We start from the raw sequence: 24,188 nt of genomic DNA, 5'->3' as shown, positions 1-24,188 counted from the left end.
TACACTATTTCAATCAGGATAGTGACGCGGACAGGAAGAAAATGACTCAACACACGCGAAATTTTTCATTCAAAGTGCTCACAATTAATACGCACAAAGGTTTTACCGCCTTTAATAAACGCTTCATCCTGCCGGAGCTACGCGACGCCGTCAGAACGGTCGGCGCCGATATCGTCTGTCTGCAAGAAGTAATGGGCGCGCATGAAGTACATCCGCTGCATATCGAAAACTGGCCGGACACTACCCACTATGAATTTTTGGCCGACACCATGTGGAGCGATTTCGCCTATGGCCGCAATGCGGTCTATCCGGAAGGCCATCACGGTAACGCGGTTCTTTCTCGCTATCCCATTGAACATTATGAAAATCGCGACGTCTCGGTCGGCGGTAGCGAAAAACGCGGCGTGCTCTATTGCCGCATTACGCCGCCCATGCTCAACCGCCCTATCCACGTCATGTGCGTACATCTCGGCCTGCGGGAGAGCCACCGCCAGGCGCAGTTAACCATGCTGGCGGGATGGGTGAATGCCTTGCCGGAATCAGAACCGGTGCTGGTGGCCGGAGACTTTAATGACTGGCGGCAAAAGGCCGGCCCGCCGTTAAATGCGGCCGGGCTGGAGGAGATATTCACCCGTGCCCATGGCCGACCGGCGCGCACATTCCCGGTGAGTATGCCGCTGCTGCGACTCGATCGTATTTACGTCAAGAATGCGAACGCCAGTTCTCCTACGGCGCTACCGCTGCGGAACTGGCGACATTTATCAGACCATGCCCCCCTTAGCGCGGAGATCCATCTATGAAATGCGGCTGGCGTGAAGGTAATCAAATTCAGCTACTGGAAAACGGCGACCAGTTCTATCCTGCCGTGTTTGAGGCTATCGCTCAGGCACAGCAAAAAATCATTCTGGAAACCTTTATCTTGTTTGAAGATGAGGTGGGTAAAAAACTCCATGCCGCTCTGCTAAAAGCCGCACAGCGCGGCGTAAAAGCCGAAGTATTACTCGACGGCTACGGCTCTCCCGATCTCAGCGACGCGTTTGTCGGCGAATTAACCTCAGCGGGCGTGATTTTTCGCTATTACGACCCCCGCCCGCGTCTACTGGGGTTGCGAACCAATATCTTCCGCCGAATGCACCGCAAAATTGTGGTGATTGATGATCGTATTGCTTTTGTCGGCGGCATTAACTACTCCGCCGAGCATATGTCGGATTACGGCCCGCAGGCGAAACAAGACTACGCGGTACGGGTCGAAGGGCCTGTTGTGGCCGATATCCTGCAATTCGAAGTCGAGAATCTGCCGGGGCAAAGCCCTGCGCGCCGCTGGTGGAAGCGCCATCACCAGGCCGAAGAAAACCGTCACCCCGGCGAAGCGCAGGCGCTGTTTGTCTGGCGAGATAATGAAGAGCACCGCGACGATATCGAACGTCATTATCTGAAAATGCTGACCCAGGCAAAGCGTGAAGTGATTATCGCTAACGCCTATTTTTTCCCCGGCTATCGCTTGCTCCACGCAATGCGTAAAGCCGCCCGCCGTGGCGTGAGCGTAAAACTGATTGTCCAGGGGGAACCAGACATGCCGATAGTCAAAGTCGGCGCGCGGTTGCTCTATAACTATCTGGTGAAGGGCGGCGTGCAGGTTTATGAATACCGACGCCGTCCGCTGCATGGCAAAGTGGCGCTGATGGACGATCACTGGGCCACGGTAGGGTCGAGTAATCTCGATCCGCTCAGCCTGTCGCTTAACCTTGAAGCTAACCTGATCATTCACGATCGTACCTTTAACCAGACCCTGCGCGATAATTTACAAGGCATCATCGTGAATGATTGTAAGCAGGTCGATGAGTCTATGCTGCCGAAACGCACCTGGTGGAACCTGACCAAAAGCGTGCTGGCGTTCCACTTTTTACGCCATTTCCCGGCGCTGGTCGGTTGGCTACCGGCGCATACCCCGCATCTGGCGCAGGTTCCCCCGCCTGCCCAGCCGGAAATGGAAACCCAGGATCGCGTTGATCCAGAAAATACAGGAGTGAAGCCCTAATGGCTAAATCGCATCCACGCTGGCGGCTGGCTAAAAAAGTGCTGACCTGGCTGTTTTTTATTGCGGTCGTCGTTCTGCTGGTGGTTTATGCTAAAAAGGTCGACTGGGGCGATGTCTGGACCGTCATCCGCGACTATAACCGCACGGCGCTTTTAAGCGCTGTAGGACTGGTGATCGTTAGCTATCTTCTGTACGGCTGCTACGACCTGCTTGGACGGCTTTATTGCGGCCATAAGCTGGCGAAGCGACAGGTGATGTTGGTATCGTTCATCTGCTATGCCTTTAACCTGACGCTCAGCACCTGGGTCGGCGGGATCGGGATGCGTTACCGACTATACTCTCGCCTCGGGTTGCCCGGCAGTACTATTACGCGCATTTTCTCACTCAGCATTACCACTAACTGGTTGGGCTATATCCTGCTTGGCGGCATCATTTTTACCTTCGGTGTTGTCCAGCTTCCCGACCACTGGTATATCGATGAAGGCACGCTACGTATTCTCGGTATCGTTTTATTGTTGGTTATCGCGGTCTATCTGTGGTTTTGCGCCTTTGCGAAGCGGCGGCATATGACGATTAAAGGGCAGAAACTGGTGCTGCCGTCATGGAAATTCGCGCTGGCGCAGATGGCGATCTCCAGCGCGAACTGGATGGCGATGGGCGCCATCATCTGGCTGCTGATGGGTCAGGATGTGAACTATTTCTTTGTGCTGGGCGTACTGCTGGTGAGCAGTATCGCGGGCGTCATCGTGCATATTCCGGCAGGCATCGGCGTGCTGGAGGCCGTATTCCTCGCGTTGCTGGCGGGCGAACATACGTCGCAAGGCACGATTATCGCCGCCCTGCTCGCGTACCGCGTGCTTTACTATTTTATTCCCCTGCTGCTGGCGCTGGTGTGCTACCTGATCCTGGAGAGCCGGGCGAAGAAGCTGCGGGCGAAAAACGAGCGGGCGATGGCGAAATAAATTTAAGCAGACGCGTTTTCGCTTTCCAGCACAACGCGTTTTATCCGGTAAAAATAAACATATGCTGAGAAAAAAGACGTATTCATCTGTAAGCGGGAAAAAAGCAGCAATGACCAGCTAAACAGCAGCAGGAGCACTTCGTGAAACTCGCCCATGAATACTGATGACAGGGTACAGAACGTTGCCAACGTAACGGAAATAATGGCCAACAATAGCGCATAGCGGTAAATAATGACCCCGCTCATTCTTCCTTTAAGCAGGAGCTGATTTGACGGGGTAAGAAAAGCGATATAGCCCACGGTCAGGAAGAAGACCAGCTCCAGATGCTTTTTATTGTGCAGCTCAAACTGCGCAATAACCATGTTTATACTGATGATCCATGTCATGGTCATCATGATCGCCGTAAGCCCAATCACGCCTCCGTGAGGAATACCTTGTTCATACCAGTTTTTTTTGTAGTGGCTGGCCGGATACACAGGTAACTTAATCTCTGGCGGGATCAGCTGCCCTTTTTTCACCAGCTCCGCCAGTGTTTTTCCTGTTAGCCACGTCATCAGATTCATGGGCTTATCATTTCCTTGTCTGTGAGGTGAGATATTTTTGTAATGCGACTCGCACTAATCGACGCCCCAGGCAGAAACGAATCATCATCGTAAACGTTTCGCCATTCATCACCCAGCGGCAAAGCACAACCATAATAATCGCGATAACCAGATCACTCTTTAGTTCGCTATTTTGATTGCACAACACGTCAAATAATCCAGTACCGCAGAGCATAATATTTAATAAAAACAGTAAAACGCAGAGGCGCAACCCCAGGATATAACCCTTGGCAATAAGCCATACCTCAGCCATAACACATAGCATCATACCTATAGCACTGCCCAAATAAATGATTATATTTAGTGGCCAATATAGAATAAACTTATCAAAAACAAAATGCGCACTGCACACACCTCCCACAAGAAGCATAAAACTAAACGCGCAAACAGGCGCAGGATTGGGTAATGAATGTTCCCATGACATTCCGGTAATGAAATGAGAAATCAGCGCTGGCGGGCATTTCTGATTAAAATCCTCGCCGCCATTTTTAATGGCGCGAGTGACGTCTTTAGCTTCACAAAACGCTAACCAAAATTGTTTGCCACATAATTTACTCATTATACCCATCATCACCAACCTGAATAAAAAACCTGCAACGCCTACGGCCTGAAAGATAGTAGTATTTCCAGAATCATCAAAATGATATAACGACACAGCGTAACCACAGCATTAATAATGCCAAGGTAAAGCGTCAGCGCGCCAAATAAAGCGCAACGAGGCAGGGATGAAAACTCGCTGTGATATAACATGCGGGCATAACCATGAAGTGTCGATTTTTCTAGTGCTGTAATCAATGTCCATACTAATACCGTCAGCACACTGGCTATCCAGACCAGAGTGCTACTGGCCACCAGGCTATTGACGACTATCGCAGCGATGATCCCGCTTACCACCATAAAAATTAACGGCCTGAATAGACCAGAACTGATATTCAGGTAGAAAATAAATAAGGCATTAAGACTAAACATGATTCCAACAATCACGAAAATGGTCGCGCCACCTGAGAAAAGGTAAGCTAATGACACGCCGGTAAGCGTAATGATGGCAATATATATCAACGTTGCGACAACAGTGCCAAAGCGGGAAAGACAGGTAACGGCCCCATACCCCAGGCCAAGCAAAAGTGCTGATATCCACAAAACAACAACAGGTTGAACGTGAGTTATCAAAAATTGAGTATACAACGTTAACCATATAATGCCGGCGGTACACCATAGTCCCAACGCAGTATACCAATAGGTAAGGGATAACATTGTCGCGGGAATAAATGCTATTTGCCGTATACGTATTGCAGCCAGAGGTCCCACTTGTCATTTATCGCTCTTCACATGATCACGGTGATAAGAATGGCAAGCGCAGGAAAACATTTCTAAGATATTTATGCTGTTTCGCCCTAAATATAGTCCTAAAAAAAATCCTGGCGCAGGGCCAGGATTTTAAGAGATCGCTATAATTAGCGGCGATTACCAAAAATACGCAGTAACATCAGGAACAGGTTGATAAAGTCCAGGTACAGCGTTAACGCGCCGAGAATCGAATATTTACGCAGATTAGCGCTATCGCGGGTATCTATTTGCTCGCCGATATTTTTCAGTTTCTGCGTGTCATAGGCCGTCAGACCGACAAACACCACCACCCCGATATAGGTTACCGCCCACATCAGCGCTTCACTCTTCAGCCAGAAATTGACCAGCGAGGCCAGAACGATACCAATAAGCGCCATAAACAGCATATTGCCGAAACCGCTAAGATCGCGTTTAGTGGTGTACCCGTACAGGCTCATGGCGCCAAACATTCCCCCCGTCACCACAAACGTGCTGGCGATAGAGGAGTAGGTGTAAACGATAAAAATACTGGATAACGTCAATCCGGTTAGCGCCGAATAGAGCATAAACAGCGTGGTCGCCATTCCGGCGCTAAGTTTATGCACCAGTCCCGACAGAACAAACACCAGCGCAAGCTGGGCAATAATTAAGCCAAAGAAAGTGATCTTACTGGAAAAGACAAACATCATGACGGCTGGCGTATTAGCCGCATACCACGCGATAAACGCGGTCAGTAACAGTCCGACCGTCATCCAGCCATACACTTGCGCCATATAGGTCTGCAGGCCGGATCGCGCCTGCACTATTGAATCAGATCGTGGAAATCTGTCCATGATGAACTCCTGTGTGGAAATGATACCCTAAAGCGTATCACATTCTGCTACCAACGTTTCGCCAACTGCTGGTCGCTGTCGCGCGCTTCGACCCAGCGATCGCCTTCCGGCGTGGCTTCACGCTTCCAGAACGGCGCACGGGTTTTCAGATAATCCATAATGAACTGGCCGGCGTCGAACGCGCTACTGCGGTGCGCGCTGGTGACGCCGACAAACACAATCTCATCGCCCGGCCATAATTCGCCAACGCGATGAATCACCGTGACCCGACCCAGCGGCCAGCGGGAACGTGCCTCAACGACGATCTCCGCCAGAGCTTTCTCAGTCATGCCGGGATAATGCTCCAGCGTCAGCGCCTTAACGCTATCGCCCAGGTTATGATTGCGCACTTTTCCGGTAAAGGTGACGACCGCGCCGTCTTCGTCGCGCGCCGCCAGCCAGGAATATTCCTCCCCGACGCTAAACGGCGCAGGGCCGACCACAATTCGCGTTTCGTGCATGTTAGCCCCCCGTGACTGGCGGGAAAAACGCCACTTCATCGCCCGCCGTCAGCGGATGGTCAAAACTTACCAGCGTCTGGTTGACCGCCGCCAACAGCTTACCGTCTTCCAGCGCCAGCGCCCAACGATCGCTCTTTGTCGCCAGATGCTGTCGCAGCGACTCAACGGTGGAAAAATCTGCTGGAAGCTCCAGCGCATCAGTTCCTGTAAGCTCGCGAACCTGGGCGAAGAAAAGCACTTTAATCATGCGCATCCACCTTAAAATCCCCCGATTTGCCGCCGCTTTTCGCCAGCAGGCGCACCGGACCAATTACCATATCTTTTTGTACCGCTTTGCACATGTCGTAGATGGTTAACGCCGCGACGGACGCCGCGGTTAACGCTTCCATTTCGACGCCGGTTTTACCGGTCAGACGGCACAGAGACTCAATACGCACGCGGTTATGCTCCGGCTCGGCCTGAAGCTGAATCTCCACTTTACTTAGCAGTAGCGGGTGGCACAGCGGGATCAGCTCCCAGGTGCGTTTGGCGGCCTGAATACCGGCAATTCGGGCGGTGGCGAAAACATCGCCCTTGTGGTGTTTGCCATCAACAATCATCGCCAGCGTTTCACTACGCATGGTAACGAATGCTTCCGCACGCGCTTCACGAACGGTTTCCGCTTTAGCGGAAACGTCCACCATGTGCGCTTCGCCTGCGGCGTTTATATGGGTTAATTGCGACATCGTTATTTCTTTAAATGAGGGTGAAAATTACATGGGCGTGTACGGGCATCCAGCTGCGGCGCAATGATATTCTCCCATGCGGTTCTGCACGCTTTTGTGGAGCCCGGCATGGCGAAAATCAAGGTGTTATTCGCCACGCCAGCTACCGCGCGCGACTGCAGAGTTGCGGTGCCGATCTCTTCAAACGAGAGCATACGAAACACTTCGCCAAATCCTTCCACTTCACGATCGAACAGCGGCAACAGCGCTTCCGGCGCCTGATCGCCTTCGGTCAAACCGGTCCCGCCAGTTATCAATACGACCTGCACCTCATCACTGGCGATCCAGGCGGAAACCTGGGCGCGAATCGCGTAACGGTTTTCTTTAACGATGGCTTTCGCCACCACTTCATGCCCGGCCTCCTGCGCCGAATCACGCAGATAATGACCGGAGGTGTCGTCTTCTTCGCCGCGTCGGCTGGAAACAGTAAGAATAGCGATGCGGGTCGGGATAAATTCAGCGCTGACCTGACTCATCTGAAATCTCCTTATTAAGGATTAACCGCCAATGTAAGATAAATTTTGCGTAATACCAGTATTGCTCTGATGAAGGAAGTGGGTCTGCTTTTTCTCCCGCAACGCGTCGGAAATACGTTCCTCAAGCGCGTATTGCTGCGCATCATCCTGTAACAGGTCGCGTAAACTTACGCCGCCGTCGCCAAACAGACATAAATGCAGCTTCCCGACGGACGAAACACGCAGGCGGTTACAGGTGGCGCAGAAATCTTTTTCGTACGGCATAATGAGACCGATCTCACCGGCGTAATCGGGATGACAAAAAACCTGCGCCGGGCCATCGCTACGCTGGCGGAGCTGGTGGATCCAGCCGCGCTTAATCAGCTCGTCGCGCAATACCTGACCCGAAATATGATGTTTGCGGAAGAGATCGCTCCCCTCGCCCGTCTCCATAAGTTCAATGAAGCGTAGCTGAATGGGGCGAGGCTGAATCCAGGCAAGGAAGGTATCCAACTGATGGTGATTCACGTCGCGCATCAGCACGGTGTTGACTTTCACCTTTTCGAAACCGGCGTCAAAGGCGGCATCGATGCCCGCCATCACCTGGCGGAATTTGTCCTGACCGGTAATCGCATGGAACTGACGCGCATCCAGACTATCCACGCTAACATTGACGCCCGTCAGCCCCGCTTCGCGCCAGTTCGCGGCATCGCGCGCCAGTCGATAACCGTTAGTGGTCACCGCGATCTGGCGAATAGCATCATTTTCACCCACGGCGGCAATGATGTCGGTAAAATCGCGGCGTAATGAAGGCTCGCCGCCGGTAAGACGCACCTTCTCCGTGCCAAGACTGGCAAAAGCGCGCGTAACGCGACGAATTTCATCAACGGTAAGGAAACCGTTGTTAGTGACGCCGCCAGGTTTGTAGCCATCCGGCAGGCAGTAGGTGCAACGAAAGTTACACACATCGGTAATCGACAAACGCAAGTAGTAAAACTTACGCGCGAAAGCATCGGTAAGTTGTGAAGCCATGTACACCTTTCCAAATACGGGAGGCGGAGTCATTTCTTCCTGCGCCCTGGTGGCAAACGTTAAACGTTGTCACGGCCAAAGCACCATATCAAAAATGACCCAGGTGCAGAGGCTAGAGTGTTTACTGTGGTTACGCCGATACTAGCGTGTAAATGACAATTTCGCCATCACGCTTTCGCTATATAAACATATACATAGCGATATGATCGTGCTATTTAGCGACAGAATACGTGAAAATCACACTTTTACATTGATATATATCATTTAGCCGTGGTAACGCCCTCGCTATAAAGGGGTAGTCGGGAATAATTAATTGTCTTTTAGCCGGTCGGCTAATTGCTGAAAACCCGCGACTTGCGCTACTGTAGCGCTGCTTATTTGACTTCAGGAATTTTTATGCGCAATCGTACGCTGGCTGACCTTGATCGTGTCGTTGCCCTCGGCGGAGGGCATGGATTAGGACGCGTCCTCTCCTCGCTTTCTTCATTAGGTTCGCGCCTGACCGGCATTGTGACTACCACAGATAACGGGGGGTCAACTGGCCGTATTCGCCGCTCGGAAGGCGGGATCGCCTGGGGCGATATGCGCAACTGTCTGAATCAGTTAATTACCGAACCCAGCGTCGCATCCGCTATGTTTGAGTACCGTTTTGGCGGTAATGGCGAACTTTCTGGTCATAACCTCGGAAATTTGATGTTAAAGGCGTTAGATCATCTGAGCGTGCGGCCTCTGGAAGCGATTAATTTAATTCGTAATCTGCTTAAAGTGGACGCGCAGCTGATCCCGATGTCGGAGCTACCGGTAGATCTGATGGCGATTGACGATCAGGGGCATGAGATTTATGGCGAGGTGAATATCGATCAGTTAGCGACTCCGCCGCAGGAGATCATGTTAACGCCAAACGTTCCGGCGACGCGGGAAGCGGTACAGGCCATTAATGACGCGGATCTGATTCTGATTGGCCCTGGCAGTTTTTATACCAGCCTGATGCCTTGCCTGCTGCTGGATGAACTGGCGCAGGCGCTGCGGCGCACCCCAGCGCCAATGGTGTATATCGGCAATCTGGGTCGCGAACTGAGTCTGCCCGCCGCCAGTTTAACGCTGGTCGATAAGCTGGCAATGATGGAGCAATATATTGGCAAAAAAGTCATTGACGCAGTAGTGGTTGGGCCGCGAGTTGACGTCAGTGCGGTGAACGATCGGCTGGTGATTCAGGAAGTGCTGGAGGCCAGCGATATCCCCTATCGCCACGATCGTCAGTTATTACACAATGCGCTGGAAAAAGCGCTACAGGCGTTGGGTTAAGCCCGTTTACCGACGACGCTGCGCTTATCAGAAGCCTGTTTACACCGAAGGGTAAACAGGCTCTCTCCCTCTTCTGATAAACTGCGTTCAGCTATCACCAGTAGGCGCTCACGAGCGAGCTCACCTCTTTTTTCAGCAATATATTCTCCATGATCTCAGTAAAGAGGGTCTGATTGATCTCTTCCATTATCCGCATTCCAGCCATGCGCTCTGCGTCAGGATCACCTGCTATTCCTAACGCTTCCAGTTCAGCATTGACCCGGCTCTGATACTCATCCGTTTCAATACACTCAGCCCTTTTGTCCATCATTTCACGCCACTCTTCTGGCGCTATACGCTCCAGCACTTTATGCCACGGCCCCCACAGCGCAAACCATTTGTGAAAATCCCTATTTTCAGCAATTTTTATCCTTATTTCCGCATCGTCCAGGTCAGACTCAGTAATACCCGAAACGTTATAGAACCGCATATCCTGGGTCATTGTTGTCAGCGACAGCGACTCTCGTAACTGATTCTGAAAACCCAGGTATACTTCGACTTCGTCAATAAAAAACAGCCGTTTTACCTTTTCTCTGGCGAGCGATTCTATTTGCTCCAGCCGAAAAATTTCACGCCCCGCCATAATCAGTTCCGCTAAGTGGCTATCAAAGGCGCCTCTTTCAGCATCATGAACCAACGTCGCTTCCTGCATTTGGTGGTATGCCAGTGTGACCCGATCTTCACAGCTTATCGTTGCATCCATCGCTATAAAAAATGCGGTTTCTCTTAGTGTGCTATCATCAGCCAGGCGCATTAGCCAGGCGGAGACTTGTTCCTTAAAATCCGGGTGTCGGGTGTTCTGCGTATCGCTAAGACGATCCAGAAACATGCTGAAGGCTGCCGCGTTTACTTCCGTCTCAAACGCCCGCCATTGGTTGACGTCTTCCTCCTCGAGATTGGTTAGCCACCCCTGGACAGCTTGATGCAGTGGTCGAGTTACCCGAACAATTGAAAAGTCGCCCATGGCAAAAAATACCTCGGGTCCCTGATAACCCGCAGAGGACATTAGCCGCTGCATATTCTGTATCGTTCGTTCTGAAAAAGGATTATGTTCTACGATTATTCTTGTAGGTCGAGGTCCCTCACCACGAAAACGGGGTAACGACTCCGGGAGACGGACCAGGCGATTGCGAGAGGCCTGCATTATTTGTAATGCCGCCGGGAGGTTTTCCGGTAGATTACTCAATGCGTTACGGGAAACGTCCAGCGTTGTTATCGTGGGAGGTAGTGTTTCAGGCAGAACAGTAATCTGATTTTTACTTACATCCAGGAACTGTAATTCTGGTGGTAACGATGCGGGCAGACTGGTTAAGGCATTTTCACCGGCCTCCAGATTCTTCAGGCCCGGCGGCAATGTTTCAGGCAGAGCGGTTAACGAATTACTCTGCACATTCAAATGGGTAATCCCTGACGGAAGATGTTCTGGCAGTGTCCTTATGCGGTTATCATAAACGCTCAGGTACCGAAGTTCCTCAGGTAGATTTTCAGGTAAGGAACTAATTTTATTATGGAAAAGATCCAGCGATTGAAGCGCTGAAGGCAAACGTTCCGGTAATTCAGTAATACGGTTAATGCTCAGCTCCATTTTCTTTATGGTATCCGGTAACGTGGCAGGGATACTGGTTAGCTGATTACTGCTGGCATACAGGGTCTTTATATTTCCCTGTAAATTTTCCGGAAAACTTTTCAGTTCATTGTTATCGAGTATCAGAGTAGTTATCTGCTCAGGAATACAGGCGGGTATAGTGGTAAGTCCTAATATTTTCAGACGGAGTTCCGTCTTATTATTTTTCAGGCAGTCACGCATCCGTTGTACGGCTTCTTCACGATTTGCTGCCTCTTCCGCTGGCGCCGCTTTTACCCACTCAGACCAGATTAACTCATAATTCACAGTATCTTTGGAGCCGGAAGCGCTACTCGCCTGCTCGCTTTCTGTCACACGGGTATAGGTGACTGACTTTCCCCCTCCCTCAACGGTATATCCATCTGTATTAAAAACTATAGACAGAATTTCCTGACTATTTTCACTCAAAATACAGTATTGGTCTGCCCCCCCTCTACTATACTGAATATTATCCGCATACGCCGGGAAAGCTAACATCCTTAAACATTCAAACTTGCTTTTGATCTCTTCTGGCGAGGCGGTTTCAGGTGGATGACAAAGATAAGCGATGCAGCTTTGTGCTTCAACCTGATGTTCTGAAGAGAAAAAGGCACTTATTTTATTCCATATCTCTTCTTTTAAAGGCACCTCTGTTGATGTCTCATTGCTAATACTTTGCTGCCTTGCCGTAGATTGTATATTAGTAATATTAAACATATTTTCCCTACCTGATCTGAACGTAACCTAAAGTAACAGATAAGGATATTCTCAACTTTAAATAAGAGGTCCTGGTCGTCATTATTTCGGACAAATCATTCAGTATTTGCAGCGCTTGACTTATAAATGCTCGTGCTTCCATCACCTCTTTTTTAAGTAGGATGATGTTATCTGTTGCCATGACACGATTTCAACGAACTCACATAAGATTAAAATGACGATCATAAGGATAGCTATACCGATAATACGGGGCGTTTTTTTCATAGCCGAGGAGAGAGGGAAAATTAGCGTTGGGTTCAGCCTCAACGCTAATTTTCTTCAGTTGTGATTAAACTAGCTAACTCATTGATGTTTTTAGTTTTTCGACAATCTCGTTAGTCAAAGCCTGTCACTGTTTTTCATTCCTGACTGACTTAGCCCTTACTATTGCACTGAAATTCTCAAAAGCGAGCCATGGTAACGATGACTCGCTGGCGATCGACACATTGTCAGGACGCCGCGATAAACAACTCGCGTAACTGGTGCAACTGGTCGCGAATTTGCGCGGCTTCTTCAAACTCCAGATTTTGCGCGTGCTGCATCATTTGCCCTTCCAGTTCATGAATTTTCTGCTGCAACGCTTTCGGCGTCATATCCAGTTCGACAATTCCGGCTTTTGCCGTAGAACGGCCCTTGCCTTTCCCCTTCGCTTTGGTTTTCGCAATGTTCTGCCCCAGCGCCAGAATGTCGACCACTTTTTTATTCAGCCCCTGCGGAGTGATACCGTGCTCTTCGTTGTACTTCTGCTGCTTCTCGCGACGTCGCTCGGTTTCGCCAATCGCCTTCGCCATCGACGGCGTGATTTTATCGCCATACAGAATCGCTTTACCATTAACGTTACGCGCCGCGCGTCCTATGGTCTGAATCAGGGAGCGCTCGGAGCGCAGGAAGCCCTCTTTATCGGCGTCCAGAATCGCCACCAGCGAGACTTCCGGCATATCCAGCCCTTCGCGCAGCAGGTTAATCCCCACCAGAACGTCAAACTCGCCCAGACGCAAATCGCGGATGATTTCCATGCGCTCCACGGTATCAATATCTGAGTGCAGGTAACGCACGCGCTCGCCGTGTTCTTCCAGATATTCGGTCAAATCTTCCGCCATCCGTTTGGTAAGCGTAGTGACAAGGACACGCTCATTAATGGCCGCACGCTGACGAATTTCGGACAGCAGATCGTCCACCTGGGTCGCCACCGGACGCACTTCAATAATCGGGTCCAGCAGCCCGGTCGGTCGCACAACCTGATCCACCACCTCATCACCAGATTTTTCCAGCTCATAGTTGCCGGGCGTGGCGGAAACATAGATAGTTTGCGGCGCTAAGGCTTCAAACTCCTCAAACTTCAGCGGGCGGTTATCCAGCGCCGAAGGCAGACGGAAGCCATACTCGACCAGCGTCTCTTTGCGCGCCCGGTCGCCGCGGTACATGCCGCCTATCTGCGGGATGGTGACATGAGACTCATCCACCACCAGCAGTCCGTCGGCGGGCAGATAATCGAACAAGGTTGGCGGCGGTTCGCCCGGCCCGCGGCCCGACAGAAAGCGGGAATAGTTTTCAATGCCTGAGCAGTAGCCCAGCTCGTTCATCATCTCTAAATCGAACTGCGTGCGCTGGCTTAATCGCTGCTCTTCAAGCAGCTTATTATTTGCCAGCAAGACCTTACGCCTGTCCGCCAGCTCATCTTTTATCTCTTCCATCGCCTGCAGAATACGCTCGCGCGGCGTCACGTAGTGCGTTTTGGGATAGATGGTATAACGTGGCACCGTTGACTCTACCTGCCCGGTTAACGGGTCGAACAGCGACAGGCGTTCCACTTCTTCATCAAACAGCTCAACGCGTAGCGCGATGTCGTCAGATTCAGCCGGGAAGATGTCGATCACTTCGCCGCGCACGCGAAAGGTACCACGCTGAAAAGCTTGATCGTTACGGGTGTATTGCAATTCCGCCAGCCGACGCAAAATCGCGCGCTGGTCAATCAGCATTCCCACCGTCAGATGCAGCATCATTTTCAGGTAGAGATCCGGATCGCCCAGACCGTAAATCGCGGACACGGAAGCCACCACCACGACATCGCGTCGCTCAAGCAACGCTTTCGTTGCCGACAACCGCATTTGCTCAATATGTTCGTTTACCGAAGCGTCTTTTTCGATAAACGTATCCGAACTTGGCACATACGCTTCCGGCTGATAGTAGTCATAGTAGGAGACGAAATACTCCACCGCGTTTTCCGGGAAAAACTCTTTCATTTCGCCGTAGAGCTGCGCCGCCAGGGTTTTATTGGGCGCAAGCACCATCGTTGGCCGCTGCAAGTCCGCAATGACGTTGGCGATGGTGAATGTCTTCCCGGAGCCGGTCACGCCCAATAACGTCTGATGCGCCAGCCCGTCCTCCAGCCCCTCTTCCAGACGACGTATAGCGTCCGGCTGATCGCCAGAAGGTTTAAAAGCGGAATTCAGTTTGAACGGTTTACTCATGAGCGGCTACCTGAAGGAGTGAGCGGGCAGGGGTGTAATTTTACTCTCGACGGTGAATATTGCCAATAAAAAATACTGGATGAAAAAACAGTAACACTCCAGTGTATAATGGCTATCGGCAGATACCCCACGCTATTTAGAGGTAAAACATAGACAGTCGCGGGGTAAAATTCCAGCAGTGTGCTGGTTATCCCCAGACCAGAGTCTTTTTTAACATTTGTCAAGTCGAATGATGAAAGTTTTATGTCAACGTATCCCCCTTCCTTTACAACCATTGATTTTATATAACTTGCTGTCTGAAAAGGGATATTTTCTCAAGCCGTCTTTCGCGCCAATTTAGTCGCAGGCCGCGTCGCCTCTCGCTTACGTTGTGTTTTCTAACTCTAATACACAAGGTTATCCACAGGAATAGTGGATAACTGCTTCCAGCCCGTATCCCCTGCCGCCTGGCAAAATCAGCCCCTGACGTTTTCGCCGGGCGATAAAAAAAAATTATCGCTATTTTTGGCAGATTATTGGCTAACGAGAAGGGAAAAATTGAAGCGTACACGCTCACATTTTGCACATTTTTAGCCTGGCGACGTCAGGAGGGTCTGGCGAAAGAACAGCAGGATCGTCTGATCCTGCAAGAAGGCGGTTTTTAGGCGCGGTCAGGCGTGTTCCAGGGGGCTAAGGTCCAGATACTGTCCTGTCGCCGCCTGCGATGGAGAAACGCCCAGCCACGGGATTTCCCCTAACAGCGGGGCCGGTATGACGCGGCGAAGCGTCGCGAGATATTCACCATGACGCGCGCCTGGCGGCTGTACGTCGTTGGCTATCCATCCGACAAGCGGTAATCCGGCCTGTTCTACCGCCAGCGCCGTCAGCATGGCGTGATTAATACAGCCCAGCTTGACGCCAACAACCAGAATCACCGGCAGCTGCTCCGTCTGTACCCAGTCGGCAAACGTCAGCGTGGCAGAGAGCGGTGTAAACCAGCCGCCCGCCCCTTCTGTCAACACCCAGTCTGCCTGCGCCTCCAGCGTTCGCAATCCGCGTGATAATACCGCCGCGTCTATCGCCCGGCCTTCGTCGGCGCTAACGATGTGGGGAGAGGTAGGCTCGGCAAAAGTATAAGGATTGATAGCGGAATAAGGTTGCGGCAGGCTGCTGTTACGCTGCAAGGCCAGGGCATCGCCATTGCGTAGCCCGTCGGTTGTCATTTCGCTGCCGGAAGCGACGGGCTTATAGCCTACGGTTTGATAACCTAATTGCGTTGCGGCCTGCAATAAGGCGCAACTGGCAACCGTTTTACCGACTTCAGTATCAGTACCGGTCACAAAATAGCGTTTAGTCACGTTCAATCACTCCCATAAAAAGATGGTACGTCAGCGGATATTTCCCCTGCCGCTGCGGCCATGCCAACTGAATCTGTCTAAGCCGGGCGCGGGTTAATACATCTGACTCCCGCCCTTCATGAAGATGGGTGGCGCCAATGCCTTTAAGCGAGCGCATCGCGCTCAGGGCATCCTCAAACCACAATGTCATCGCCTGAGTATGACGAGACGCCCGGCAGCCGCGCAGCGCGTGGTCAATGGCCTCTTCCGGCAAAAAGCTATTCGCGTGAGCGCGATTATCGACGGCCTGCCATGCCTGACGCAGCTCCGGCAACGACCCCTGGCACAAGGTGGTAAACGCCACCACGCCGCCGGGCCGTACAACCCGATACAACTCGCTCAACGCATCACGTAAATCGCCACACCACTGGACCGCCAGGTTGCTCCAGGCCAGGTCAAAAACTTCGGCGTCATGGGGAATCGCTTCGATATCCGCCAGCAAATAGTGATGCGCCGCCTGACGATCGCGAGCCTGTTGCAGCATCGGCAGCGAAAGATCCAGGGCGGTCACTTCGCTCCCCCGCTCTCGCCAGTAACGACTCATACGTCCGGGGCCGCAGCCTGCGTCCAACACACTGGCAAACTGGCGGCCTGCCAACAGCGTCAGCAGCGCATCCGCGCTGTGTTGCTGCAAAGAGGCGTGCTGTTCATATTGCGATGCGGCCCGGCCAAACGCCGCCGCAATAGCCTGCTTATTCACCTGCGCCATGCAGCACCTCCAGCAGACGGTCGATATCACACGCTTCATGCGCCTGCGTTAACGTTAAGCGCAGGCGCGCCGTGCCGACAGGCACCGTCGGCGGGCGAATCGCCGTCGCCCAGCATCCTTGTTGACGCAGTGCCTCCGCCAGGCGTAATGCACGGCTGTTATCGCCCACGATTAACGGCTGGATGGCGCTATGGGCATTTAGTAGCGTAAACCGGGACGCGTTAACGCCGGCCCGAAAGCGCTGAACCAGAGCGGCGAGTTTTTCGCGCCGTTCACCACCTTCATCGCTACGGATCACCGCCAGCGAGGCGCTTAACGCCTGCGCCTGGGCGGGCGGCATACTGGTGCTGTAAACCAGATGACGGGCAAATTGCAGCAGATAATCCGCGACGCTTTCCGAGCAGAGCACCGCAGCGCCGCTGACGCCAAACCCCTTACCGAAAGTCACCACCAGCAACTCAGGCTTCACCCCCCGTTGCCAGCAGGTGCCCCGCCCCTCATCGCCAGTCACGCCGATGCCGTGCGCATCATCAACCAACAGCCAGGCATGATGCCTGCGGGCAATGTGCTGGATTTCCGCCAGCGGCGCGCTGTCGCCGTCCATGCTGTATACACCTTCTGTCACCACCAGTTGCTGGCCCACGCAGGGCGATTGCAGTAAACGCGACAGATGCTGCGTATCGTTATGGATAAAGCGGCGAAGCTGCGCCGGACTCAGATTAGCGGCCTCCAGCAGGGAAGCATGACTCAACCTGTCGGCCACAATCCGGTCATTTTTTTTCATTAAGGCGGTAATGACCGCCTGATTCGCCGCAAAGCCAGAGATAAACAGCAGCGCGCGTGGATATCCTAACCATTGCGCCAGTTCCTCCTCTAACGCCTGGTGCGCCACGGAATAACCGCTGATATGACCCGACCCGCCGCTGCCGACGCCAAAACGTATCGCTGCCTGTTGCCAGGCGCGAATAATCTGCGGGTGTTGACTTAAGCCGAGGTAATCATTGCTGGAGAAGTTAAGATACTGTCGCCCGTTCGCTACCAGCCAGCGTCCGGCGCCCTGCGACACCACATAGCGGCGGCGCAACGTATCCGTCGCCCGACGCGCCGTCAGCGCATCGTCGACGCGTTGTTGCCAACTCATAAGGCTGCCGCGTTGTAATAATCATCGGTGTCAGGCGTCATCAGCGTCTGCTCCAGACGTTGCTGCTGCTCGTTATCGCCCGCCAGCACCCTGGTCTGCTGCGGATTCAGCCCCAGCTTACGGAATAACTGCAGATCCTTGTCCTCTGCCGGATTTGGCGTAGTTAACAATTTGCAGCCATAGAAAATCGAGTTCGCCCCGGCCATAAAGCACATCGCCTGGGTCTGCTCGTTCATCTGTTCACGTCCTGCGGAAAGACGCACGTATGAGGTCGGCATCATGATGCGCGCTACGGCGATAGTACGAATAAAATCAAACGCATCCACGTCATCGTTATCCGCAAGCGGCGTGCCTTTCACCTTCACCAGCATGTTAATTGGCACGCTTTCCGGCGGCGTCGGCAGGTTCGCCAACTGCAACAACAGTCCGGCGCGATCGGTAACCGTTTCGCCCAGACCCACAATGCCGCCGGAGCACACTTTAATCCCTGCTTCACGGACTTTTTCCAGCGTGTCGAGGCGCTCCTGATAGGTACGGGTAGTGATGATATTGCCGTAAAACTCCGGCGAGGTATCGAGGTTGTGGTTGTAGTAATCCAGCCCGGCGTTAGCCAGACGCTGCGCCTGGCTCTCGTTCAACATGCCGAGCGTCATACAGGTTTCCAGCCCCATCGCTTTGACGCCCTGTACAATCTGCTCCAGATAAGGCATATCGCGTTCATGCGGATTCTTCCAGGCCGCCCCCATACAGAAGCGGGTCGAACCGGCGTTTTTCGCTTTACGGGCGGAGTCCAGTACCTGCTCTACCTCCATTAAACGCTCGGCTTCCAGCCCGGTTTTATAGCGCGAGCTCTGCGGGCAGTATTTACAATCCTCCGGGCAGGCGCCGGTTTTGATCGACAGCAGCGTACTAACCTGTACCTGCTGCGGATCGAAATGCTGGCGATGAATTTGCTGCGCTTCAAACAGCAATTCCAGCAGTGGTTTTTCAAATAATTCGGTTACTTGCGACAGTGTCCAGCGTGGGTGGCGAGCCATCGGGCTTCTCCAAAATATGTTGTTTGTTTTTGATATGGTGTAGACTCGTAAACCTAAATCTTTTTAATTTGGTTTACAAGTCGATTATGACAACGGACGATCTGGCCTTCGATAAACGCCATATTTGGCATCCTTACACTTCCATGACCTCGCCGCTGCCGGTATATCCCGTTGAGCGGGCCGAAGGCTGCGAGTTGGTTCTCGCCTCGGGCGAACGCCTGATTGAGGGGATGTCCTCCTGGTGGGCGGCCATTCATGGTTATAACCACCCGCAATTGAACGCGGCGATGAAAGCGCAAATTGACGCCATGTCGCATGTCATGTTCGGCGGCATAACCCATCAACCTGCGGTGAATCTGTGCCGTAAGCTGGTCGCGATAACGCCTGAACCGCTGGAGTGTGTCTTTCTGGCCGACTCCGGTTCGGTGTCGGTAGAAGTGGCCATGAAGATGGCGCTGCAGTACTGGCAGGCGCGGGGCGAATCGCGTCAGCGTTTTCTGACGTTTCGCCACGGTTATCATGGCGACACGTTCGGCGCGATGTCGGTGTGCGATCCGGATAACTCCATGCACAGCCTGTGGAAAGGCTATCTGCCGGAAAACCTGTTCGCGCCGGCGCCGCAAAGCCGGATGGATGGCGAATGGGATGAAAGCGACATCGCGCCATTTGCCCACCTGATGGCCGCGCATCGCCATGAAATAGCCGCCGTGATTCTGGAACCTATCGTTCAGGGCGCGGGCGGGATGCGCATATATCATCCACAATGGCTCAGGCGTATTCGTAACATGTGCGATCGCGAAGGCATTCTGCTGATTGCCGATGAAATAGCCACCGGGTTTGGCCGTACCGGCAAACTGTTCGCCTGCGAGCATGCCGGGATCGCACCGGATATTCTGTGTCTTGGCAAAGCCTTAACCGGCGGCACCATGACCCTCTCGGCAACGCTCACGACACGCCAGGTTGCAGAGACTATTAGCAACGGCGAGGCGGGATGTTTTATGCATGGCCCGACGTTTATGGGGAATCCGCTGGCCTGCGCCGTCGCCTGCGCCAGCCTGACGCTGCTGGAAAGCGGCGAATGGCGTCAGCAGGTGGCGTCTATCGAGTCTCAGTTACGCGCTGAGTTAGCCCCCGCGCAAAGTTCGCCCTGGGTGGCGGATGTGCGGGTGTTGGGCGCGATTGGGGTGGTTGAAACCACGCATCCGGTCAATATGGCGGCGCTTCAACGCTTCTTCGTCGGGCAAGGCGTCTGGATCAGGCCGTTCGGCAAGCTAATCTACCTGATGCCGCCCTACATTATTCGTCCGGATCAACTGCGCCGTTTGACCCAGGCGGTCAATGACGCGGTACACAATGAAACATTTTTTAGCCATTAATCAGCGGTAAGCGATGCTGCTTCTGGCTACACTTCTGGTGAGTCAAAAGGAGAGCGCATGAAACTTATCAGCAACGATTTGCGCGATGGAGATAAACTTCCTCATCGCCACGTTTTTAACGGTATGGGCTATGATGGCGATAATATTTCGCCGCATCTGGCCTGGGACGACGTGCCGATGGGCACCAAAAGTTTTGTCGTGACCTGTTACGATCCCGATGCGCCGACCGGCTCCGGCTGGTGGCACTGGGTGGTGGTGAACCTCCCGGCGGATACGCGCGTACTGACCCAGGGGTTCGGCTCAGGCCTGGTGGCCGTACCAGACGGCGTCATTCAGACGCGTACCGATTTCGGTAAAGCGGGCTACGGCGGCGCGGCGCCGCCTAAAGGGGAAACGCACCGCTATATCTTTACGGTTCACGCGCTGGACGTCGAGCGTCTTGATGTTGATGAAGACGCCAGCGGCGCGATGGTCGGCTTTAACGTGCATTTCCATTCGCTCGCCAGCGCCTCGATCACGGCGATGTTCAGTTAAACGCTGTGCCGGATGGCGGCGTAAACGTCTTACCCTGCCAACGGGTTGGGTAAGCCGAATAAACGCCGCGCCATCCGGCAGCATTCACATAAAGTCCGGCACCAGACGCTGTAACGCGCCTTGCGCCAGCAGCGCCGTCGCACACTCAATATCGGGCGCGAAAAAACGATCCTGCGTATAGTGCGCCACCCGCTCGCGCAGTGTCTGCCGCGCCTGTTCCAGTAACGAGCTGGAGGTTAACCCTTCCCGTAAATCTATCCCCTGACAGGCCGCCAGCCACTCCACGGCAATGATGCCGCGGGTATTCGCCGCCATTTCCCAGAGTCGCCGTCCTGCCGCCGGGGCCATTGAGACATGATCTTCCTGATTCGCCGAGGTCGGCAGGCTATCCACGCTGTGCGGGTGCGCCAGCGCTTTATTCTCGCTGGCGAGCGCCGCGGCGGTGACCTGGGCAATCATAAAACCGGAATTAACGCCGCCATTTTTTACCAGGAACGGCGGTAACTGCGACATATGTTTATCCATCATCAGCGCGATGCGCCGCTCCGATAGCGCGCCGATTTCCGCTATCGCCAGCGCCAGATTATCCGCCGCCATGGCAACCGGTTCAGCATGGAAGTTACCGCCGGAGATCACCTCCCCCGCATCGGCAAAGACCAGCGGATTATCGGATACCGCGTTGGCTTCAGCCAGCAGTACCTCTTTCGTCTGACGTAACTGGGTCAGACAAGCGCCCATTACCTGCGGCTGGCAGCGAAGGGAATACGGGTCCTGAACTTTATGACAGTGGTGATGTGATTCAGCAATAGCACTGGTATCGGTCAGCAGATGCCGGAACAACCGCGCGACGTCAATTTGCCCCTGTTGTCCGCGCGCGGCATGAATGCGCGCATCAAAAGGACGGCGCGATCCCAGTACGGCTTCGGTGGTCAGCGCGCCGCAGACGACGGCGGAGGCAAATAACTCCTGTGCCTCAAACAAACCGCGCAGCGCGAAGGCCGTTGACGCCTGGGTGCCGTTAAGCAGCGCCAGCCCCTCTTTGGCCGCCAGCGCGACAGGCTCCAGTCCGGCCTTTTTTAGCGCCGTCTGCGCCGGAAGCCATTCGCCCTGCCAGCGCGCTTTTCCTTCGCCAAGCAGCGTCAGCGACAGATGCGCCAGCGGCGCTAAGTCGCCCGACGCGCCAACCGAGCCTTTTGCCGGAATCAGCGGATACACGCCGGCATTCACCAGAGCGATGAGCGCCTCTATCACGCTCAACCGAATCCCGGAAAACCCGCGCGCCAGGCTATTGATTTTCAATACCATAATCAGACGCACCATCGCGTCATCCAGTGGGTCGCCTACGCCCGCGGCGTGAGACAACACCAACGATCGCTGTAGATTTTGCAAGTCTTCATCAGCGATGCGCGTCTGCGCCAGCAGGCCGAAACCGGTGTTGATGCCGTAGGCGGTACGCCCTTCGGCAACGATATCATTGACGCACGCGACGCTGGCGTTAATGCCGTCAATGGCGCTGGCGTCCAGCCGAAGCTGTACCGGATGACGCCAGACATCGTACAGTTGAGAGAGGCTTAGCTGCCCCGGAGTGAGTGTCATGGTGTTCATATCAGCCTTTCCCCTGCGTCGCCGCAACCATCGGTAAATTCAGACCTTGCTCAACAGCGCATTCCACCGCGAGATCATATCCGGCATCGGCATGGCGCATGACGCCCGTCGCCGGATCATTGTGTAACACGCGGCGAATACGCGCGGCGGCCTCGTCAGTGCCATCACAGACAATCACCATACCGGCGTGTTGCGAAAACCCCATTCCCACCCCGCCGCCATGATGGAGCGATACCCATGTCGCCCCGCTGGCGGTATTCAGCAACGCATTTAACAGCGGCCAGTCGGAAACCGCGTCAGAGCCGTCGCGCATCGCTTCGGTTTCACGGTTAGGGCTGGCGACGGAACCGGAATCCAGGTGATCGCGGCCAATCACAATGGGCGCGGATACCTCGCCGCAACGCACCATTTCGTTGAACGCCAGCCCCAGTTTTTGCCGCCACTCCAGGCCTACCCAGCAGATACGCGCCGGTAACCCCTGAAAATGAATGCGCTCGCGCGCCATATCCAGCCAGTGATGCAGATGTTTATCCTCAGCCACTATCTCTTTGACTTTGGCATCGGTTTTATAGATATCCTGCGGATCGCCGGACAGCGCCACCCAGCGAAACGGCCCGATGCCACGACAGAACAGCGGACGAATATAGGCTGGCACAAATCCCGGAAAATCAAAGGCGTTTTCCACCCCCATCTCTTTCGCCATCTGGCGAATATTGTTGCCATAGTCAAAGGTCGGCACGCCCATTTGACTGAACGCCAGCATCGCCCGAACATGCGCCGCCATGGAACGTTTCGCTGCCTGCATCGTCCCGTGGGGATCGGATTGCGCGTTTTTCTGATACTCCTCCCAGCGCCAGCCGGAGGGTAAATAGCCATGTAGCGGATCGTGGGCGCTGGTCTGATCGGTCACCAGGTCCGGGCGCACGCCGCGATTAACCAGTTCCGGCAGGATATCCGCCGCGTTCGCGCACAGGGCGACGGACACGGCTTTCCCCTCGCGGGTGTAGCGCGTAATGCGGGCCAGCGCGTCATCCAGCGTGGCGGCCTGCTCATCCACGTAGCGAGTACGCAGACGAAAATCGATACGGCTTTGCTGGCATTCAATCGTCAGCGAACACGCTCCGGCCAGCGTCGCGGCTAGCGGTTGCGCGCCGCCCATGCCGCCCAGTCCGGCGGTCAGCACCCAGCGTCCCGCCAGCGTGCCGTTATAGTGCTGACGCCCCGCCTCGACAAAGGTTTCGTATGTTCCCTGCACGATTCCCTGGCTGCCGATATAGATCCAGCTTCCGGCCGTCATTTGACCGTACATCGCCAGCCCTTTCGCATCCAGTTCGTTAAAGTGTTCCCATGTCGCCCAGTGGGGAACCAGGTTGGAGTTGGCGATTAATACCCGCGGCGCGTTGTCGTGCGTTTTAAATACGCCGACCGGTTTGCCAGACTGAATAAGCAACGTTTCGTCCGCCTCCAGCCGGGTGAGCGCATCAACAATAGCGTCATAGCATTCCCAGTTGCGCGCGGCGCGACCAATCCCGCCGTAGACCACCAGCTCATGCGGATTTTCCGCCACGTCAGGATCGAGATTATTCATTAACATCCGCAGCGGGGCTTCTGTCAGCCAGCTTTTCGCCGTTAATACCGTGCCTCGGGGCGCGCGGATAGTCTGCTGACGATACTTGCTTTCAGGCATAGCAATGACTCCTCATTATTATCGGTCTGCTATCGCC

At 53.8% G+C, this 24,188-nt stretch carries 24 protein-coding genes and 1 riboswitch; of the genes, 6 read left to right on the top strand and 18 right to left on the bottom strand.

Annotation, left to right across the window (positions count from 1 at the left end; genetic code table 11):
* The first annotated feature begins 41 nt into the window (after nucleotides 1–41).
* The 3 genes from NA330_RS22015 to NA330_RS22005 are packed head-to-tail and all read left to right on the top strand — an operon-like array spanning nucleotide 42 to nucleotide 3,000.
* Nucleotides 42–800: an endonuclease/exonuclease/phosphatase family protein gene (locus tag NA330_RS22015; protein ID WP_000192039.1), complete on the top strand. Its 759-nt coding sequence runs from the start codon at nucleotides 42–44 to the stop codon at nucleotides 798–800.
* A complete protein-coding gene (gene clsB, locus NA330_RS22010; protein ID WP_000649639.1) occupies nucleotides 797–2,038 on the top strand; it encodes a cardiolipin synthase ClsB in 1,242 nt (413 codons plus the stop codon). The genes NA330_RS22015 and clsB overlap by 4 nt, the downstream gene beginning before the upstream one ends.
* On the top strand, nucleotides 2,038–3,000 hold the full coding sequence (locus tag NA330_RS22005) for a lysylphosphatidylglycerol synthase transmembrane domain-containing protein (protein WP_023242037.1): 963 nt from the start codon (nucleotides 2,038–2,040) through the stop codon (nucleotides 2,998–3,000). Before clsB ends, NA330_RS22005 begins: the two co-directional genes overlap by 1 nt.
* A gap of 2 nt (nucleotides 3,001–3,002) precedes the next feature.
* Here NA330_RS22005 and NA330_RS22000 read toward each other — a convergent pair whose 3' ends face one another.
* From NA330_RS22000 to moaA, 9 genes are all read right to left on the bottom strand, one after another.
* Nucleotides 3,003–3,563 carry a hypothetical protein gene (locus tag NA330_RS22000; RefSeq protein ID WP_023206964.1) on the bottom strand — a complete coding sequence of 187 codons (561 nt, stop codon included), beginning with the start codon at nucleotides 3,561–3,563 and terminating at the stop codon, nucleotides 3,003–3,005.
* Between the two features lie 7 nt (nucleotides 3,564–3,570).
* The gene (locus tag NA330_RS21995) at nucleotides 3,571–4,179 is read right to left on the bottom strand and encodes a hypothetical protein (protein ID WP_077943784.1); all 609 of its coding nucleotides are present in this window, start codon (nucleotides 4,177–4,179) and stop codon (nucleotides 3,571–3,573) included.
* A gap of 23 nt (nucleotides 4,180–4,202) precedes the next feature.
* Nucleotides 4,203–4,910, bottom strand: a complete 708-nt coding sequence (locus NA330_RS21990; RefSeq protein ID WP_023242035.1) for a Bax inhibitor-1 family protein — start codon at nucleotides 4,908–4,910, stop codon at nucleotides 4,203–4,205.
* Nucleotides 4,911–5,056: 146 nt separating this feature from the next.
* Nucleotides 5,057–5,761 carry a Bax inhibitor-1/YccA family protein gene (locus NA330_RS21985; RefSeq protein WP_000373611.1) on the bottom strand — a complete coding sequence of 235 codons (705 nt, stop codon included), beginning with the start codon at nucleotides 5,759–5,761 and terminating at the stop codon, nucleotides 5,057–5,059.
* 47 nt (nucleotides 5,762–5,808) lie between these two features.
* Entirely contained in the window at nucleotides 5,809–6,261 is a 453-nt protein-coding gene (moaE, locus tag NA330_RS21980) for a molybdopterin synthase catalytic subunit MoaE (RefSeq protein WP_000545205.1), read from the bottom strand.
* Between the two features lies 1 nt (nucleotide 6,262).
* The gene (gene moaD, locus NA330_RS21975; RefSeq protein WP_000598599.1) at nucleotides 6,263–6,508 is read right to left on the bottom strand and encodes a molybdopterin synthase sulfur carrier subunit; all 246 of its coding nucleotides are present in this window, start codon (nucleotides 6,506–6,508) and stop codon (nucleotides 6,263–6,265) included.
* Nucleotides 6,501–6,986: a cyclic pyranopterin monophosphate synthase MoaC gene (gene moaC / locus NA330_RS21970; RefSeq protein WP_000080894.1), complete on the bottom strand. Its 486-nt coding sequence runs from the start codon at nucleotides 6,984–6,986 to the stop codon at nucleotides 6,501–6,503. Before moaC ends, moaD begins: the two co-directional genes overlap by 8 nt.
* Nucleotides 6,987–6,988: 2 nt before the next feature.
* Nucleotides 6,989–7,501, bottom strand: coding sequence for a molybdenum cofactor biosynthesis protein B (moaB, locus tag NA330_RS21965; RefSeq protein ID WP_000084604.1), 513 nt, complete (start codon nucleotides 7,499–7,501; stop codon nucleotides 6,989–6,991).
* A 21-nt stretch (nucleotides 7,502–7,522) separates the two neighbouring features.
* The gene (gene moaA / locus NA330_RS21960) at nucleotides 7,523–8,512 is read right to left on the bottom strand and encodes a GTP 3',8-cyclase MoaA (RefSeq protein WP_000168180.1); all 990 of its coding nucleotides are present in this window, start codon (nucleotides 8,510–8,512) and stop codon (nucleotides 7,523–7,525) included.
* A riboswitch (molybdenum cofactor riboswitch) is annotated at nucleotides 8,500–8,644 on the bottom strand. It overlaps the preceding gene by 13 nt.
* Before the next feature lie 264 nt (nucleotides 8,645–8,908).
* Between moaA and yvcK the strand changes: the two genes are divergently transcribed.
* Entirely contained in the window at nucleotides 8,909–9,817 is a 909-nt protein-coding gene (gene yvcK / locus NA330_RS21955; RefSeq protein WP_001246033.1) for a uridine diphosphate-N-acetylglucosamine-binding protein YvcK, read from the top strand.
* Between the two features lie 94 nt (nucleotides 9,818–9,911).
* Here the strand turns inward: yvcK and slrP are convergent, their stop codons facing one another.
* The 7 genes from slrP to bioB form a co-directional block, all read right to left on the bottom strand.
* The gene (slrP, locus tag NA330_RS21950; RefSeq protein ID WP_023242034.1) at nucleotides 9,912–12,176 is read right to left on the bottom strand and encodes an SPI-1 type III secretion system effector E3 ubiquitin transferase SlrP; all 2,265 of its coding nucleotides are present in this window, start codon (nucleotides 12,174–12,176) and stop codon (nucleotides 9,912–9,914) included.
* A gap of 7 nt (nucleotides 12,177–12,183) precedes the next feature.
* On the bottom strand, nucleotides 12,184–12,357 hold the full coding sequence (locus NA330_RS21945) for a hypothetical protein (protein WP_001648458.1): 174 nt from the start codon (nucleotides 12,355–12,357) through the stop codon (nucleotides 12,184–12,186).
* 307 nt (nucleotides 12,358–12,664) lie between these two features.
* Nucleotides 12,665–14,686 carry an excinuclease ABC subunit UvrB gene (uvrB, locus tag NA330_RS21940; RefSeq protein WP_000042502.1) on the bottom strand — a complete coding sequence of 674 codons (2,022 nt, stop codon included), beginning with the start codon at nucleotides 14,684–14,686 and terminating at the stop codon, nucleotides 12,665–12,667.
* A 650-nt stretch (nucleotides 14,687–15,336) separates the two neighbouring features.
* Nucleotides 15,337–16,023, bottom strand: coding sequence for a dethiobiotin synthase (gene bioD, locus NA330_RS21935; protein ID WP_017441924.1), 687 nt, complete (start codon nucleotides 16,021–16,023; stop codon nucleotides 15,337–15,339).
* The gene (gene bioC / locus NA330_RS21930; RefSeq protein ID WP_023242033.1) at nucleotides 16,016–16,771 is read right to left on the bottom strand and encodes a malonyl-ACP O-methyltransferase BioC; all 756 of its coding nucleotides are present in this window, start codon (nucleotides 16,769–16,771) and stop codon (nucleotides 16,016–16,018) included. The genes bioD and bioC overlap by 8 nt, the downstream gene beginning before the upstream one ends.
* Complete coding sequence (gene bioF / locus NA330_RS21925; RefSeq protein ID WP_023242032.1) at nucleotides 16,755–17,912, bottom strand: 8-amino-7-oxononanoate synthase; 1,158 nt, start codon at nucleotides 17,910–17,912, stop codon at nucleotides 16,755–16,757. Before bioF ends, bioC begins: the two co-directional genes overlap by 17 nt.
* On the bottom strand, nucleotides 17,909–18,949 hold the full coding sequence (bioB, locus tag NA330_RS21920) for a biotin synthase BioB (RefSeq protein ID WP_000090727.1): 1,041 nt from the start codon (nucleotides 18,947–18,949) through the stop codon (nucleotides 17,909–17,911). The genes bioF and bioB overlap by 4 nt, the downstream gene beginning before the upstream one ends.
* A gap of 86 nt (nucleotides 18,950–19,035) precedes the next feature.
* On the opposite strand from bioB, the gene bioA reads away from it, so the two are divergent.
* Nucleotides 19,036–20,325 (top strand): adenosylmethionine--8-amino-7-oxononanoate transaminase, encoded by a 1,290-nt coding sequence (gene bioA, locus NA330_RS21915; protein ID WP_023242031.1) that lies wholly within the window; start codon nucleotides 19,036–19,038, stop codon nucleotides 20,323–20,325.
* A gap of 57 nt (nucleotides 20,326–20,382) precedes the next feature.
* Nucleotides 20,383–20,859: a kinase inhibitor gene (locus NA330_RS21910; RefSeq protein ID WP_000767403.1), complete on the top strand. Its 477-nt coding sequence runs from the start codon at nucleotides 20,383–20,385 to the stop codon at nucleotides 20,857–20,859.
* 84 nt (nucleotides 20,860–20,943) lie between these two features.
* Here the strand turns inward: NA330_RS21910 and hutH are convergent, their stop codons facing one another.
* Nucleotides 20,944–22,464, bottom strand: coding sequence for a histidine ammonia-lyase (hutH, locus tag NA330_RS21905; protein ID WP_023242030.1), 1,521 nt, complete (start codon nucleotides 22,462–22,464; stop codon nucleotides 20,944–20,946).
* 1 nt (nucleotide 22,465) lies between these two features.
* Nucleotides 22,466–24,151 carry a urocanate hydratase gene (gene hutU / locus NA330_RS21900; RefSeq protein WP_001115217.1) on the bottom strand — a complete coding sequence of 562 codons (1,686 nt, stop codon included), beginning with the start codon at nucleotides 24,149–24,151 and terminating at the stop codon, nucleotides 22,466–22,468.
* Nucleotides 24,152–24,188 lie beyond the last annotated feature (37 nt).

The sequence above is a fragment of the Salmonella sp. NW722 genome, assembly GCF_051702785.1.
Classification (GTDB): Bacteria; Pseudomonadota; Gammaproteobacteria; order Enterobacterales; family Enterobacteriaceae; genus Salmonella; species Salmonella enterica.
Note: the sequence above shows the minus strand (reverse complement) of the source record. Positions and strands in the feature narration are given on the sequence as shown.

Bases quoted from the DNA above. Each gene is read 5' to 3' on its own strand.
- NA330_RS22015 (WP_000192039.1), top strand. From the start codon at position 42: ATGACTCAACACACGCGAAATTTTTCATTCAAAGTGCTCACAATTAAT.
- clsB (WP_000649639.1), top strand. From the start codon at position 797: ATGAAATGCGGCTGGCGTGAAGGTAATCAAATTCAGCTACTGGAAAAC.
- NA330_RS22005 (WP_023242037.1), top strand. From the start codon at position 2,038: ATGGCTAAATCGCATCCACGCTGGCGGCTGGCTAAAAAAGTGCTGACC.
- NA330_RS22000 (WP_023206964.1), bottom strand. From the start codon at position 3,563: ATGAATCTGATGACGTGGCTAACAGGAAAAACACTGGCGGAGCTGGTG.
- NA330_RS21985 (WP_000373611.1), bottom strand. From the start codon at position 5,761: ATGGACAGATTTCCACGATCTGATTCAATAGTGCAGGCGCGATCCGGC.
- moaE (WP_000545205.1), bottom strand. From the start codon at position 6,261: ATGCACGAAACGCGAATTGTGGTCGGCCCTGCGCCGTTTAGCGTCGGG.
- moaD (WP_000598599.1), bottom strand. From the start codon at position 6,508: ATGATTAAAGTGCTTTTCTTCGCCCAGGTTCGCGAGCTTACAGGAACT.
- moaC (WP_000080894.1), bottom strand. From the start codon at position 6,986: ATGTCGCAATTAACCCATATAAACGCCGCAGGCGAAGCGCACATGGTG.
- moaB (WP_000084604.1), bottom strand. From the start codon at position 7,501: ATGAGTCAGGTCAGCGCTGAATTTATCCCGACCCGCATCGCTATTCTT.
- moaA (WP_000168180.1), bottom strand. From the start codon at position 8,512: ATGGCTTCACAACTTACCGATGCTTTCGCGCGTAAGTTTTACTACTTG.
- yvcK (WP_001246033.1), top strand. From the start codon at position 8,909: ATGCGCAATCGTACGCTGGCTGACCTTGATCGTGTCGTTGCCCTCGGC.
- slrP (WP_023242034.1), bottom strand. From the start codon at position 12,176: ATGTTTAATATTACTAATATACAATCTACGGCAAGGCAGCAAAGTATT.
- NA330_RS21945 (WP_001648458.1), bottom strand. From the start codon at position 12,357: ATGGCAACAGATAACATCATCCTACTTAAAAAAGAGGTGATGGAAGCA.
- uvrB (WP_000042502.1), bottom strand. From the start codon at position 14,686: ATGAGTAAACCGTTCAAACTGAATTCCGCTTTTAAACCTTCTGGCGAT.
- bioC (WP_023242033.1), bottom strand. From the start codon at position 16,771: ATGGCGCAGGTGAATAAGCAGGCTATTGCGGCGGCGTTTGGCCGGGCC.
- bioF (WP_023242032.1), bottom strand. From the start codon at position 17,912: ATGAGTTGGCAACAACGCGTCGACGATGCGCTGACGGCGCGTCGGGCG.
- bioB (WP_000090727.1), bottom strand. From the start codon at position 18,949: ATGGCTCGCCACCCACGCTGGACACTGTCGCAAGTAACCGAATTATTT.
- bioA (WP_023242031.1), top strand. From the start codon at position 19,036: ATGACAACGGACGATCTGGCCTTCGATAAACGCCATATTTGGCATCCT.
- NA330_RS21910 (WP_000767403.1), top strand. From the start codon at position 20,383: ATGAAACTTATCAGCAACGATTTGCGCGATGGAGATAAACTTCCTCAT.
- hutH (WP_023242030.1), bottom strand. From the start codon at position 22,464: ATGAACACCATGACACTCACTCCGGGGCAGCTAAGCCTCTCTCAACTG.
- hutU (WP_001115217.1), bottom strand. From the start codon at position 24,151: ATGCCTGAAAGCAAGTATCGTCAGCAGACTATCCGCGCGCCCCGAGGC.